Raw genomic sequence first — 15,888 nt, 5'->3', positions numbered from 1 at the left:
GAATACTTTCTTTTTGAAAGAATCTTTATATGTTATGAACATCATTATAAATGAAATGTACTGAAAAGAGTAAATGAAGTATTACTAAGAAAAGACTTTGTATACTTACGTTCACAATTATTAAAAATGAACTTGGGGGAATGAAACCTTTACAGCTATTAAACGTAAAAAGAGTATAAACGAATGAGGAGGAATGGCAATGTTTAAAAAAATAGCTGCGGATGCATTAGGATTATCTGATATTGGAGTAGTCGTTCAACGAGAGGATTATGATAAAACAGATGCAGATGATTTTATACTACATGAAATTGATGAGAAAATTTACTTTTTAATTAAAACGAAGGCAGATGAATACTGCTTTACAAACCGTGCCATTCTCCATGTAGATGGCGAAAGCGCTATGAGTAAAAAACGATTACTACGTCGCTATGACTATTCTATGTACGCTATTACAGATGTTTTTCTCGAAACAGCAGGAACAATTGACCTTGATGTCGAAATTAAGTTTACAATCGGTAATTCTCCACTTTCCATCGACATTCATAAACGCTTTATTGATGACATTAAAGATTTATATAAAGCACTACATGCGATTAGCTACGAACAAAAGAACAATGCCTATAAGTTAGAAGTAGCAGAAAAAAGCTTACATATTGCTTCTTCATCACTTGGACGAATTGGCAATGATAATATTTCTCCATCAGCATCATTTGAGGCAATTACCCGCTTTGCGAATACTTGGATGATTGATCATAAAGATCAGTACAAAAAAGAAGATTTCTCACATATTTTTGATTTATATATGAATAATTAATTGTGCCAAGTAGTTTAGGCTGCTCATGATAGAAAAAAATAGCTCTCTGCGTATGTGGAGAGCGTTTTTTTACATATAATCTCATACATAAAAAGACAAACTAGGAGCGTGACGAAAAATGACAAACGAATTGCAAGTGCTTGACAAAGAGGGACTAGAAAGTGACTTTATACAGCAACCGCAAGCCGCTGAGACATTGTTCGTAAATGAGTTCATAGATGGTATTTTGGACCCTTCACAAGAAATGCTTGGGCCAGTTAAAGATGGAGGAACAATTATTGCCAATACCACACCTGGCTGCTGGGGGCCCATGCTAACACCAACTATACGGGGTGGACATGAAGTAACGAAGCCTGTTTTTGTGGAGGGGGCTGAGGTGGGGGACGCCATCGTCATTAAAATTAAGTCTATTCAGGTTACTTCACTGGCCACTTCCTCTGGTCATGATGAGGCGATTACAGATCGATTCATTGGTGATCCATTTGTTTCCGTAAAATGCCCAGGCTGTGGCAAGCTCCACCCAAGCACAGTTGTTAAAGGTATAGGTCCTCAAGCAATTCGCTGTTCGACATGTGACACAGAGACAGCACCATTCAAAATGACGAATGGCTACACAATGACGTTTGATCATAAAGGGCAAATAGGTGTAACGGTTGGACGAGAGGGTGCCCGTCGTATTGCCCTTGATGCCAAAAATTACATGAGAACACCTGAAAACTCTACTCAAAATCCCGTTGTTGCACTAGCACCAAGTGACATAATAGGTGTCATGGCCAGAATGCGCCCATTTTTAGGTCAGCTTGGTACAACCCCTTCAAAGGCAATGCCAGATTCTCATAATGCGGGTGATTTTGGTTCATTTTTAATTGGGGCACCACATGAATATGCCTTTACACAGGATGAATTGGATTTACATCGTACTGATGGACATATGGATATTAGCAGAGTTCGTGAAGGTGCAACGATTATTTGTCCTGTAAAGGTTCCTGGCGGTGGCGTATACATTGGAGATATGCATGCCATGCAGGGAGATGGTGAGATTGCAGGACATACAACTGATGTAGCAGGAATTGTACAGCTTCAAGTTAGTGTCTTGAAGAAAGTAGCATTGGAAGGTCCCATATTACTACCAAATGAGGAAGATTTACCGTATACAGCAAAGCCTTTTACAAAGGAAGAAAAGCGTCGTGCTCGTGAACTAGCAGAGGAATTTGGGGTAAAGCAGGTTGAAGAGGCATTCCCTGTATCGATCGTTGGTTCTGGCAAAACATTAAATGAGGCAACTGATAATGCTATTCGTCGTGCTTCCAAGCTATTCGAGTTACCTGAACCAGAGGTATTAAATAGAGCAACCATCACAGGCTCTATAGAAATTGGTCGTCATCCAGGGATGGTCACAGCTACTTTCCAAGTACCTAAAACGATACTGAAAAAGGTCCGAATTTATAAAACGGTGAAAAAACAATACGATTAACAAATCAATTTGTAGGAAAGCAAACTTTCAAAGGTTTGCTTTTTTTGTAGGAGTTGTGAGTGGAAAAAGTGATTATTTGTCGGAAATTTGAAGTTAGAATTGAAATGTTATGATGGATTGATATAATGATAAAAGTTTAATATCCATTAATATATAAGTATAAAAAATAGAGAAATAGCAAAGTCGGTGCTGAATGTCAGAATTAGTGCGAGTAGGAAATAAAATTGAAAAAAAGACTATCATAAAGCCCTTTATTTTAAAGATGAAGGGAGGCGGACATGCGCCCTCTCGGACAAATTTTGCTGATGCCTTTACTGGAGCGATAGGTGGTCTAATCTGTATTTTTGTGTTGCTTTTGTTAACAAATTATACAAATGCACCTTGGTTAATGGCATCTCTTGGCGGGAGCTGCGTTCTTGTATTTGTCGTTTGGAATGCGCCATTGTCTCAGCCTCGAAATATTATCGGTGGTCATTTGGTTTCTGCATGTATTGGTCTAGTATTGTATTCAACATTAGGTTCGAGTATGTTGTCCATCAGCCTTGGTGTTGGGTTAACTATATTTTTCATGGCCTTGTTAGGCATTATTCATCCACCTGCGGGCGCCAATCCTATCATTATTATTTTAGGAGGCTATAGCTGGAGTTACTTAATTATGCCTGTATTAATAGGGGCAGTCATTATTGTTTTCTTTGGTCTGTTAATAAATAATTTAAGAGAAACACGAAAATATCCACAATTTTGGTGATCAAGATGCCATCTGCGAAGTATTCACTTCATAGATGGATTTTTTTATTCGCATGCATTTTTGATAGGCATACCACTATTTTTTTAGCATATGTTAGGTAAGATTTGTTATATTGAAGAAAGAGTGTTAAAAACATGAATTTTAAAGATAGGGGTAGATCTTTGTTGGTCGAACTTGATGGGAGGCTCCAATTGTATGCTGTTGGACTGTGATGAGCAATTATTCATGACATATAAACAAGGTAATGTAGAGGGTGCTGAAAATTTACTTGCAACATGGCTAGAGGCAGAGGTAGATCTGCAAGAAGATCCAAAAATACTTGGTACTTCGCTCTTACCCAAACGATTTTTAGTAAACGAAGAAATGGCTATGAATATTGCCTTTTCCACAGCACGTAAATATTGGGGCCGTGCATCAACAGAAATGCAAATGTATTTTGACAAATATGGTTTAGATGCAAAATTTGTGAATGATCGGCTCAATGCCTTTTTTTATACGCAAAAAGGAAAAGAAACTTTCTTTGAGCAGCTCTTTGCCCAACATACAATAGACCTAGAACGATTAATTTGGCTGGTTTTTGGGAAAAGAATGCAGATGGAAATGCCAGTGAATGAGCTACAGACAATTATGTTATATAAATTTCAGGATGAGTATTTAGTGCATATGATGTATAAGGAACATACATCTTTTTGGCATTGGCTGTTCACAAAAAAAGTTTATTCACTTTTTATCCACAGACCATTAGAACAATTCACATTTCTTTATGAAATAATGGGACATTTCGAGCATTCTATGAAAATGAGCTGTGAACATGTGGATAACTTTGTGAATAACTATAAACTGATACTGGATAAGTGTATAACTCATGTGGATAAAAATAAATCTAGCTGTTTGGCAAAGAAACAGCTACGACTTTACCAAATTGTTACACATTATTGCTTATCGGAGGGTGACTATCATCGCGTCAAAGACTTTATAACTTCATTTGAAGCGGAATGGCGATACTCCATGTACGCTCTAACAGAGAAGGAAAAAGTGTTAATTGCCTATATTTTATTTCATATAGCAAATAGAGAACTGCAAAGTGAAAAAGTTATACATTATGGTGAATATTTATTAGAGGATGAGCGCTTAAATAATTATGCTATCGAAATTTTATTGGAATATAAAGATCTTTTGCCAAATCGGAAACCTACACCACCTGCAATTATAAAAAATTATCAACTAAATTATTTAGAAAACTTATATGCTATTTTACTTGATCATTATGTAAAAGCGACACGTTATGAAGATGGCTTACTGCTTTTAAAGGAACATGTATTAGCGTCTAACAAAAAAATAAATACTTCTTTAGTACAAAAAAACTATAGCAGTGAACAGCTAATTGCTATTGAGGCATACGTTCAACAGGATATTGCTCTACAGGTGAACAACTCACTACAGCATATTGGTTTGTCAGTAGAAGAGTGGCGACAAAATTATCGTCAACCGGATGTCCCTTACTATATCGTGGCACAGAGTGCTTCCTTGCATATGTTAAATATTTTACGGGTGTTATTTGTAACGGAGCAATTCGAGCTTTTTGAGAAATTAATGGAAATCTATAAAAAATATTTATTAATTGATGATCATTTTGAAAATCTTCGAGTATTTATTAGTGCCTATGTATAAAAAAGTGTCTAATACGTCCTTCATCGACAGTATTAGACACTTTTTTTATTCCAAAACGCCTTTATCTTTTAAAGCCTTGATTTGTTCAGTATCGTAGCCTAATGAACTTAGTATTTCCTCATTATGCTCACCTAGCTTAGCACCAACATGCTTGTATTCTGGTGCAGAGCCATCAAATTTAAAAGGAGAAGCAATTTGTTGTTGTAATGTGCCATCCCCTTTAGGAATCGCAACAATCATTTCTCTTGCTTTTAGCTGTGGATGCTCACAGGCTTCTGGGAATGTGAGAACAGGCTCCACACAACCTTCAAAATCTTCATTAAATACTCTTAGCCATTCCTCATACGTTTTCGATAAAAAAGCATCGTGAACAGCTTCTTTAAAACGAATTTGTGTGTAGTAGGAATCATTGAACGTATTATCAATCAATTCAGGAATATCGAGTGCTTCACAAAGTAATTTTCGAAATTGAGGCTCTAAACTACCGACAGAGAAGAAGCGGCCATCCTTTGTTTTATAAAAATCATAGTAACTACCACCGTTTAAAATTTCCTGTTCTGGCTGTGGTACACGTCCACCTCCAATAAAGGCTGAGCCATACATAGCATTTAGTGAAAATACAGCATCCGTCATACTAATATCAATGAATTGACCATCACCTGTTTTCTCACGATGAAGGGCAGCGGCTAGTACCCCAATCGCAGCATGCATCGTTCCACCTGCAATATCAGCTAGCTGAATTCCCATGGAGACAGGCTTTTTATCTTTATGGCGAGAATAATCAAGGACACCGGCTAATGAAAGGTAGTTATTATCATGCCCAGGTCGATTGCTATATGGTCCCGTTTGTCCATAGCCTGTAATCGCACAATAAATTACCCGTGGATTTATTTCTTTAAGAGCTTCGTAGCCAATCCCGAGCCTTTGCATAACCCCAGGTCGGAAACCTTCAATTATTACGTCATATTCTTGTACAAGAGATTTTACAATTTCAATAGCTTCTGGTGATTTCAAATTTAACGTGATCGATTTTTTAGAACGATTTAAATGTTGATGGATATATGCTTCATGATCATCATCGTAAGGAGGCATAATTCTTGTTAAATCGACGCGTTTGGAAGATTCAACATGTATGACATCGGCTCCTAAATCAGCAAAAATCATTGTTGCCATTGGCCCTGGTAGTAATGCAGAAAAATCGAGAATTTTTAACCCCTCTAAAATACCCAAATCTTTCAACCCCTTTTTGTGTAGGCTACACGACCATCAAGGATGGTTGAGTAGCGCTTTTCTCATAATCCCCATTGTGCGAAAAGCGTTGTGCAAAACTGTAATAATACAGAATATTTAATTTTAATCAGTATTATAACAGAATGAATCTTTCCTTGCCTATGTTAATTTTATTATAGAATAAATAATGCTACTTTTATATGTCAGAATAACAATAAAAGTAAAAAAATTTAGAATTTAGATTCTGCATCAACTTTCTGACAACTGTTGTCAAATATTAGAAAATTCAGTGAGAAATAAAGAGCTTATTGGAAAGAGAAAGTTTACTGGATAGCCATATTATTCAACCCTCTTTATTGATACAATCCTAGAGATATGTTCTAGCGTTTAACGGAAGGAGTCTCTTCAGAAGATTCCTTTTCTATTGAAGTGCTGTTGCTTATAATAGGCACTAATTGTTAAAAATTATAAACATACTAACATATATAGGTGGGAAGTAATGAAATCACATCAGTTAAAATTAAAGCATTTAATTATGGGAGTAGCTATGGCTGCATTCTTCTTTACAAGCATAGGAAGTGTTTGGGGCGGATACAGAATGAATGTTGACTCCATAAAGGAAAATACACTTGAAACAAATCGAGTGTATGCACAGAAATTGGCTTCAACAGCAGACGCCTATCTTCATGAAGCCTTTCAAATTTTAAGTTATAGCGCCAATCAAGTGAGTGAAAATTTGGATGATGAGCAAATTTTAAATAGAGAAACAGACCGTCTAAGATTACAAAATGAAATGTTCAATTCAGTAATCATAACAAATGCAAAGGGGCTTGTTTTATCTGTATCACCACCCTCCATTGAAATTAAAGGTGAGGTTTTAACTTCTCTTGGCGCACAAGAGGCATTAGCCAAAAAAATACCACTAGTTTCTAAGCCTTACGAGGCGATGACAGGACGCCTCATTATTTTTATATCCCAACCTATCTTTTCGGCATCTAACGAGTACTTAGGGATGGTAGCGGGAACAATTTATCTAAAAGAACCAAACGCCTTTAAAACGTTATTAGGTGAACATTATAGTAAGGATGGCTCCTACGTATATGTTGTAGATTCAGATGGACGTGTGATCTATCATCAGGACCCAAGCCGTATCAATGATGTTGTCACAAAAAATAAAGTCGTTCAGGCTGTGATGTCCGGTAAGAGTGGGATTCAAATCGTTGACAACACAAAAGGAGTGAAAATGCTTGCCGGTTTTAGTACAGTGCCTTCCACAGGTTGGGGAGTTGTCGCCCAAAAGCCTTTAGAAGTAGCACTGGCACCTTCATTCGATAGAGTACAAGAAGTTATTATTAAATCTGTACCGCTTATGATTGTTTCAATTGTTATTGTGCTTTGGGCAGCGACTCGCATTGCTAATCCTTTACAACAATTAGCGACGTTAACAGAAGAAAGTCTAGATAAGAAAAATGTAGAAGGCTTAAAGTCAGTCAGTGACTGGTACTTTGAAGCCCATTCGTTGAAGAATGTCTTAATTCGAAGTCTATCGTTTTTACATGGACAGGTTACATTTTTCAAGGATCAATCAACCGTAGATCCATTGACGGGTGTTACCAATCGACGAACGATGGATGCTATGCTGGAGGAGTGGTTAGAAAATAAGGTGCCTCATGCCATTATTTTGCTAGATTTAGATCACTTTAAAAGCGTGAACGACACATTTGGTCATGCTGTTGGTGATAAAGTCCTGCAGTTTTTAGCCAAACATATGCAATCTGTAGGGCGAGAAGGGGATGTATGCTGTCGTTATGGTGGCGAGGAATTTGTGATGCTTCTGCCGAATACAACTGCCAAAGAGGCGGAGCAAGTGGCGGAACAATTGAGGGGAAAATTGGCTGAAACGGAAAGTCCATGTGGTAGACCCGTAACATTATCAGCAGGGATAGCCCTATATCCAGAAATGGCTGCTACAACAGAGGCGTTAATTGAAGCGGCTGATGGAGCCTTATATGAGGCGAAACAAGCTGGACGAAATCAAGTTAAGATTGCCGTACAAAAAATAAAGTAAAAATTAATTAAAATAAGCTTATATTTTTGATTTTTGGGGTAATTGATTAATGGAAACATCATTTGGGCAAGCTATTTGTAAGTCATTCGCCAAATGACCATTAACTATGTTCAAATGATATGTAATTCGGGTCACATCTCTCGATCGACTTGACAAGACGTAAGGTTATCCCCCTTTCCCTTATGACATCACAAGTACGACTAGATGTATGCCTATATATCGTGAAAGTCAAGTGAGCACCGATGCTCCTTGGCTTTTTTTGTTGTTGTAAAATGCGATAGAAGTTTTTGGCTGTACGAGTAGTCTCGTAGTGCTATATTTATCAATAAATTTACTGGACTATTTTACATTTATCTATGAAGATTCGCCTGCTCTTGGTCGATATAAAGGGTATGATGAAAATGATATTTGTACGTATCAAAATACATAAGTGAAAGGAAGAGTGGAATGGATAAATCTAAAATCCAAAAAGTAAATAAAGCCTTGATAGCAACAGTATTTGCTTCAAGTGGGATTGCTGTTGTAGTACCTTCACCACAAAAGGCGGCAGCGGCTACTTCTCCCTTTACAGACATAGATCAATACTCGGTTCATTATAACGATATATTAAAATTGTATTCTCAGGGCGTAATTAACGGGTTTGCCGATAATACCTTCCGTCCAGATGTCAATGTAACTCGTGGACAAGTAGCAAAAATGCTGGCTACTGCATTAAAATTGGATACTAGAAATGTCCAAGACCCTTATTATAAAGATGTTCCGAAGGGGAGCGATTTTTATAAATCTGTAGCGGCACTGCAAAATGCAGGCATTATGTCTGGTTATTCAAATGGCACATTTATGCCCAATGAAGTAATGACTCGCGGCGAATTAGCTAAAATATTAGTGTTAGCATTCCATCTGGAGGTTTCTCCTAGTTACAACAACATTTTTAAAGATGTAGATAGCAAATCAAGCAATGCAATCTATATTCAAACACTAATCGATTTGAACATTACGGAAGGAACGACACCTGTAACATTTTCACCGTTTGATCCTGTAAATCGTGGACAATTTGCTTCTTTTGTTGTCCGTTCACAAGAAAAGAAAAATAATGAAACATCTTACAAAATTACAAGTGTCGATGATGATGCCGTTTATATAAATGGGAAGGCTTATAAAGCAGAAAACCTTTCACATATTTTTAACGACTATAATGCTCCAGTTTTAAAGGGTGCATATATTGAAGGGACTCTTTCTAGTAAGAAGATTCTATCCATTTCTAAATTAACTATAAATGCTAGTGGTACAAGCAAGGATTTCCTTGATTTCGATGGGGATCAAGGTTCATTAGGTGCTACTATCGAAGTTAATGGTAATTATATTGAATTTAATAATCTGAAGATGACTGGTACTATGTTTGTCAATGAAACAGTTCGTCCACCATTACATTTAGGGGCTACTACTTATAATCAGCCTTTATCAATTGGACGTGTGGCAAGTAACAATATATCATTTATCAACTGGTCAGATCCTGATAATACTAAGGGTGAGGATTCATCTATTAACAATTCAACAAACGATCTTCAGAATTGGACGAATCAAAAACCTGAAAAAGATAAGCCTTTTGTCAACTGGTCTAACGAAAAACAGGAAATGAAAAATGTTGAAAAGCATCTTGAATTTTATAACAGTACTGTTTCGAGACTAGTAGTATCTCAAACAGGTACAAAAATCGAATCCAATATGAAATTACCACGTGTAGACATTATAGGAAGTGTGCGCGAATTTGAAATTGAAGGCTATATTGGTACGTTAAATCTTACTACAGAAACACCGCTAACAATTTATGGTTCAGGAAATATTGATTGGATCAACTACAATAGCCGCACAGATCTTGAATTATATATCTACGGTCGAATTGGCACATTATTTGTGGATAATTTATACGGTAAAATCGATATTGGAGATTATACGTATATCGATAAGGTCATCTTACCTAAGGATGGTTCACCGAATAATATCTTCGACGATTTCCTTGATGATAAAGATAATATAGGCAGTATTACTGATCCAGATGGCAAACCAATTGATAAAGATGAAAACGAGAATCAAAACCCTGATGATAAAACAAAACCTATCGTTAGCATTACAAATGTCAAAGTGCTAAATGGCAGTGAGATTCAGGCGGACTTCACATCCGATGAAGTCGGTACGTACTATTATATTGTCCGTGAAAAAGGTGCCGAAGTACCAAATAAACGTGAAATGGTTAATCACCTTTCAAATGAAAACGTAGCTTATGGAAGTGGTGCCGCTGTAAAAGGTACAAACTCCGTTAAAGTATCCAATCTAGGTGAGAAAAAAGAATATGTCATCTACATCATGGTGGTAGACGGCTCGAAAAATGCATCTGATATTGTGTCACAATCATTCCAGATGAAAGATGCATCACCGCCAGTAGTGAAATCTTTACAAGTTACACCTTTACACGGAGGCACAAGAGCTGAATTCAAATTTGCAGCAAGTGAACCTGGAGATTATTACTACTATGTTCGTAAGAAAACAACAGCAGCTGACCCGACAACGGCAGACATCGTCGCTAACCCAACAGGTCAAGGGAAAGCAAAAGCTGGTGAACTTGGCATAACTGGAATCTTAACAGGACTTGATCCGGAGACAGATTATCAGCTCTATGTCGTAATGAAGGACGATTCAGGAAACTACTCTGTAGATCCTGCTGTTGTAAAGGATTTTAAAACTGGTGAGCTTGATAATATTAATCCATATGTTGAACAAGGTAAATTAGTTAGAAAGAGCAATAATCAGTTTGAATTGACTGTGAGTGAGGCATTAGATCCTGCAAGTGCTAACGATATTAATAATTACTTATTAACGGGTACAGTTATTGTAAATGTAACTGGAGAAAAAGGAATTAAACCTTCAGCTGTTGAGTATAAAGCAGGGGATAAAAAAGTATTATTAACAATTCCATCTGATACAGGTTTTGTTAATGGTGATACATTACGTGTAACGGTTTTACCAGGTGTCAAAGACTTAGCAGATAATGCATTTGAAAACACGAATACGGTGAAGCCAGGTGACCCTATTCGTAATTATGCTGAGTATAGACATGAAGATACTGTAATGCCAGTAGTAACAATTGTAAATACAATTAATAAAACAGATGAATCTGATGGTTTCCGACGAGCTGAAATCGAATTTAAACCGAATAAGGCCGGGACATATTATTATATGATACTACCAAGTACAGTAGTAGATAATGGTGAAACGAAGACTTTCCAACAATATTTAACAGATCATAAAATTACAGAACGTGACTTTATTAATGAATTTGGGAATGATTCTAGTAAATCTGGTTATTTCCAGATTGGTGGAAAGGATATTTATATCCAACGAGGTTCAGGTACTGCAGATTTGGAAACAGCTACACAAAAATTCCCTGTCTCTATTGAACAAAATAAACTTGATCCGTTTAATAGTTATACTATTTATATGGTGCTAAGAGATCGTGGTGGAGAACTTTCTAAAATCGCGGGTCCTAAGACAGTATTTGAAGATACTAAAGCTCCTTTACTACGTAATATAGAGATTAAAGCAAAAGAAAAAGATGATACAAAGGCTACTATTAGCTTCGAAACAAATGAAACAGCAAAAGTTCATTACTGGTTTGTTGAAAGAAGAATTAAAGATAAGGATGGCAATCTAATTGATAATCCGGATGCCAATCTAACTGCACCCGCAGATGAAAAATATTTAGAATCAAAACTTAAAGCTAGCCCATCGGTTGAAAAAATTGGGAAAGGTCTTTCAGGGACATTGGATGCGAGAGGTGTATCCCTTAAACCACATACAGAATATGTCGTTTATGTAGGTGTAGAGGACACTCCTGGCAATTTCACAATCTATAAGGCGAATGATTCATATAATGACCATGATCGAACATCTGATGGCTTGATGAAGCATAACTTCTATTCGGATGGTACACCACCAAGCATTGGAATGGTTTCTCCAATGGACAATAAACAATACCCAGGACTTATCTATCGTAATAGCGATGATACATTTACAATCACGTTTAATGAAACAATAATGCGAGATGAAAATGGTAAGTCCAAACTTGAAAATCCAGGTGTTGATTTAGCAGATATTTTGACAATTACCTCAAAGGATATCAATGGTAATGAGGTAGATGTGACAGCTAAATACGAGTCAGTTACTTATACTGTTGGGACAGATACCACTAAAGAGAGTAAGCTCATTATTAAACCAAAAACATTAAGTGATGCAAATCAAACGATAAAAGTTACAATGAAAGAGGAAACTCGAGACTTCATGATTCCAGGCTATGAAGGCCATAAGTTTGTCAATACTGGCCAATATTTATACAGAACATTGGATGCGAAGTTTATGGAAATAAAACTAACCTATTTGACTTCACCAGGCGACGATAGAAAAGTACAGGCAACATTTGATTTACTTGGCTCTGATTCGCAATTCTATGAAAATGGTGAATTATTGAAGTATTATTATTTATCTGATACTACTGGAACAGATGCTTCAGTTATTACAGGTAGAACTCCTGCACAAGTGATTCAAGCAGTCTTACATGGTTCAAACAGTTCTTTATCAAAGGGAACAGGAACAGTTGCGACAAATGTAGCTCGTGTTACAAAAGAACTTACACATCCAGCTAAATTCTTCAATGGTGACTGGGTGACAATTGTATTAGAAGATAAATATGGTAATTTCCACAAGTTCTATGCGAAGGTTGGTTATAAAGATCCTTCCATTCAATAATTATCAAAAAGCCAAGTAGATTTGTAAAAACTACTTGGCTTTTTGATTAGTTAAGTATCTAAAAATCGTGGAAGTCGACCAAGCATACAAGGTAGGACGCTCACATGGTCCTCCTCATCAAACTTCACATAATTAGTATAAATGTTTTGGTCACTTAAACGCTTCAGTCGTTCAGCCGCTAAATCAGCTCCCTCTAACATATCAGGCAACTCGTTAGCACCGATTGTGAGTAAGAGATTAATAGCATGCTGACCGTTCCAATCTTCAGAAAATTGGTCTATTACTTTTAGTACCGCATTGTCAGCCCACCAAACAGAGGGACTGCCAGCTACAATATGACTGAATAAATGAGGTCTTGCACATAAAGCATATAGTGTGAAAAGACCTCCTAAGGAATGACCAACAACCGCTTGTTTCTTTTTGTTGATGGGCCATTCTTTTTCGACAGCAGGCATTAGTTCATGTTCAATAAAGTCTAGAAACTCATTGGCTTTGCCGTTTGGTGGCCAAGGAGTTCCATCTGGACGTGCTGGCAGCTTTCCGTCACTAACAGGCAGGGTAAAATCATTGCAGCGTCGTTCCATATCAAAGGGTTCCTTAGAGGGATAGCCAATACCAATAACAAGAATGGGCTCATAGCCTTTTGGTTTGCGCGTTTGTAATTTTACCGCCTCTGCAAGCGTTGGGAAAAGAGCATCTCCATCTAGTACATAAATAACCGCATAACCATCTGCTGGTGGTGCATCTGTCGGGTTTGCAATTAATAGTCGATAGTCTAACTGGTTGTGGGATGTCATGGTATATTCAAAATAAGTTTCTGATACATATGGTTTTTTTGTCATTGTTGTCATGGCGCTAAAAACTCCAATACATCGTCTATCACTTTCCCTTGTGCATGGATACCACCATTTAGCCAATAATCCTCAGATGTTTCAAATACCTGATTACTTTTGAAGGCATCTGTACTTTGCCAGATAGTACTGTCCTTCAGTTCATTGATAAATGGATTTCCAAGATTGCCATCATTGATCAGGAAAATATAATCGGCATCTAGCTCAGGTAGAATTTCCAAAGATACTTCAAACGCACCATTTTTCACGTAGCTACTTTGCTCGAACCCTAATTCGTGTGTTAATACATACCCACTGAAATATTCATCTGTCATGAAAAACATCCCTTTGGCGTTAAAGCGAATTAACGCTACTTTTTTGCCTTCCGTTTTGGAAGCCAGCTTTGATTTTGCTACATCAACCTTTTCTTGATAATTCTGTATAGCTTGCTGTGCTTTAGCGGGCTCGTCTAGTAATTGCCCTAACACTTTAATTGAACCTTTTATATCAGTTGCTGCATTTTTGAACACATAGGTTGGTGCAATTTTTGCGTATTTTTCATATGTGCCATTTTCAATATAAAACGAATTATGCAAAACAATTAAGTCTGGCTTATCTGCCATAATCGTTTCAGGAGATGGGGGGCCGCTTGCAAAGCTAATTTCAGGTACACCTTGTAGCTGATCCTGTAAATAGAGCTGCGGTTTAACGCCATTCGACCATTGCATAGTAGGCTTAATACCAAGAGCTAGTAAGGAATCCTCCAAAACAGGTGCGAATATTTTAGTGGGCTTAGCTGGTAATGTTACTTCATTGCCAGCCTCATCCTTTATGGTTAATGGATAAGCTCTTTGCTCCTTAATATTGTTTGAGTTTACCTGTGTTTCTACCTTTTCTTCGTTATTGCTTGATTGGGCATTGCAGGCAGAAAGTAATCCAATAGCTAGCATTAAAGTGGCCAGAATATAGACAGCTTTTATAATCGCTTGATTACGACCATTGTGTTTCATTGTAGTTCAATGTCTCCTTCCGTTGATAATCATTCTCAAATGGAATTATAATTCACTATCGGATACGATACCATGGACGGGGACAGGAAAAGAGTTTGGATTTTTTCCGGTAAACATGAGCAACATTTCATCTAGCATTCGATTTATCGCAATAGCAGAGTATTCAAACCAAGGATTTGATGGCAAAACATAGACATGTCCATTTTTTACAGCCTGGAGCTCTTTCCAACGATCAAGGTATTGTAAAGTAAGCCAATAATTTCGAGTCTGAGAATCTGGACAAACGATAAATAGTAAACGATCTGGGTTTATGTCTACTAACTGATCAAGCGTAATTAGCTCGTTACATGTTTGTTGTTGCCCATCAATAGGGTAGAGCTGCAAATCTGTAAATAGGACATCCTGAATCCCTTTATTGCAATATAAAAATAATTGATCGCCACATAATCGTAGAACGGCAAAACTATCTTCCTTGGTCACTTGTTTAATTTCTTGCTTAGCCTCTAATACCTTTTGTTCGTAGGACTGTATGAAATACTCACACACGCTTTGCCTTTTGACAGCAACGGCTATTTCTCTTAGTTGTGTTCGCCAATCCTTAGCTTCTATATAAACACTTTTAATGCCAATTGTTTGAAGCCAATCAAGCATGGAAAGAGAGGGCTCTTCTTGAAAAATATGAATATCAGGCTTGGCTGAGGCTAATTTTCTAAAATTATCCTCTGATTCTGCATCAAATATATTCACATGCACTTGGATTTTGTCCTGATAATGATTGTAATAATAAGGACTCCATTTAGCATTCAGTGGAGCCGCAACGGGAATGATGCCAAGAGCTAATAAATTTCCGATAGTAGACACAGAGAAGGTAGAAATACGCTGGCGCGCTAATTTACTGAAAGCAGAAGGTGAAACCCCCACCTCCTTTTTAAATTTACGGCTAAAATAAAATTCGTCACTGTAGCCAACTTCTCTAGCAATATCACGCAGTAATAGGTCGGTATCACGCAATAATTGTTTGGCATGTCCAATACGCAGCTCTGTTAAATAATCTGTGGCACTTAGCCCAAATGCCCTTTTAAAGGCCTCTCCAAAGTAGCTAGAGCTTAGACCAGAAATGATTGCGAGATGCTCAATCGTGAGAGGCTGATGATGGTTTTTAGCAATATAATCACGTATATCCTTTAATGATATTTGCGTCGTCATTCTATCTGTCATACTTTCTGTTTTCATGTAAAATGTC

General features: G+C 37.1%; 10 protein-coding genes. 6 read left to right on the top strand and 4 right to left on the bottom strand.

The annotated features are described in order from the left end of the window. The first annotated feature begins 199 nt into the window (after positions 1-199). From C9J29_RS18550 to C9J29_RS18535, 4 genes are all read left to right on the top strand, one after another. Complete coding sequence (locus C9J29_RS18550; RefSeq protein WP_036122248.1) at positions 200-814, top strand: PH domain-containing protein; 615 nt, start codon at positions 200-202, stop codon at positions 812-814. A gap of 118 nt (positions 815-932) precedes the next feature. Then, entirely contained in the window at positions 933-2,288 is a 1,356-nt protein-coding gene (locus tag C9J29_RS18545; RefSeq protein WP_090003021.1) for an acetamidase/formamidase family protein, read from the top strand. A 193-nt stretch (positions 2,289-2,481) separates the two neighbouring features. Beyond that, a complete protein-coding gene (locus tag C9J29_RS18540; RefSeq protein WP_090003022.1) occupies positions 2,482-3,036 on the top strand; it encodes an HPP family protein in 555 nt (184 codons plus the stop codon). Between the two features lie 195 nt (positions 3,037-3,231). Continuing rightward, the gene (locus tag C9J29_RS18535) at positions 3,232-4,707 is read left to right on the top strand and encodes a hypothetical protein (protein ID WP_090003023.1); all 1,476 of its coding nucleotides are present in this window, start codon (positions 3,232-3,234) and stop codon (positions 4,705-4,707) included. Positions 4,708-4,752: 45 nt separating this feature from the next. On the opposite strand, the gene C9J29_RS18530 is transcribed toward C9J29_RS18535, so the two are convergent. Next, the gene (locus C9J29_RS18530; protein ID WP_089986909.1) at positions 4,753-5,937 is read right to left on the bottom strand and encodes a CaiB/BaiF CoA transferase family protein; all 1,185 of its coding nucleotides are present in this window, start codon (positions 5,935-5,937) and stop codon (positions 4,753-4,755) included. 499 nt (positions 5,938-6,436) lie between these two features. Here C9J29_RS18530 and C9J29_RS18525 point away from each other — a divergent pair, with 499 nt between their 5' ends. Together C9J29_RS18525 and C9J29_RS18520 are read left to right on the top strand one after the other, a co-directional pair. Continuing rightward, complete coding sequence (locus C9J29_RS18525; protein WP_107922590.1) at positions 6,437-8,005, top strand: sensor domain-containing diguanylate cyclase; 1,569 nt, start codon at positions 6,437-6,439, stop codon at positions 8,003-8,005. Positions 8,006-8,452: 447 nt separating this feature from the next. Continuing rightward, a complete protein-coding gene (locus tag C9J29_RS18520) occupies positions 8,453-12,805 on the top strand; it encodes an S-layer homology domain-containing protein (RefSeq protein WP_107922589.1) in 4,353 nt (1,450 codons plus the stop codon). Between the two features lie 50 nt (positions 12,806-12,855). On the opposite strand, the gene C9J29_RS18515 is transcribed toward C9J29_RS18520, so the two are convergent. The 3 genes from C9J29_RS18515 to C9J29_RS18505 are packed head-to-tail and all read right to left on the bottom strand — an operon-like array spanning position 12,856 to position 15,878. Next, entirely contained in the window at positions 12,856-13,656 is an 801-nt protein-coding gene (locus C9J29_RS18515) for an alpha/beta hydrolase (protein ID WP_107922588.1), read from the bottom strand. Continuing rightward, the gene (locus C9J29_RS18510; RefSeq protein WP_089986913.1) at positions 13,653-14,645 is read right to left on the bottom strand and encodes an ABC transporter substrate-binding protein; all 993 of its coding nucleotides are present in this window, start codon (positions 14,643-14,645) and stop codon (positions 13,653-13,655) included. The genes C9J29_RS18515 and C9J29_RS18510 overlap by 4 nt, the downstream gene beginning before the upstream one ends. Before the next feature lie 45 nt (positions 14,646-14,690). Next, positions 14,691-15,878 carry a helix-turn-helix domain-containing protein gene (locus C9J29_RS18505; protein ID WP_089986914.1) on the bottom strand — a complete coding sequence of 396 codons (1,188 nt, stop codon included), beginning with the start codon at positions 15,876-15,878 and terminating at the stop codon, positions 14,691-14,693. Positions 15,879-15,888 lie beyond the last annotated feature (10 nt).

The sequence above is a fragment of the Lysinibacillus fusiformis genome, from assembly GCF_003049525.1.
In the GTDB taxonomy this organism is placed as follows: Bacteria; Bacillota; Bacilli; order Bacillales_A; family Planococcaceae; genus Lysinibacillus; species Lysinibacillus fusiformis.
This window is presented reverse-complemented; position numbering and strand designations above follow the sequence as displayed.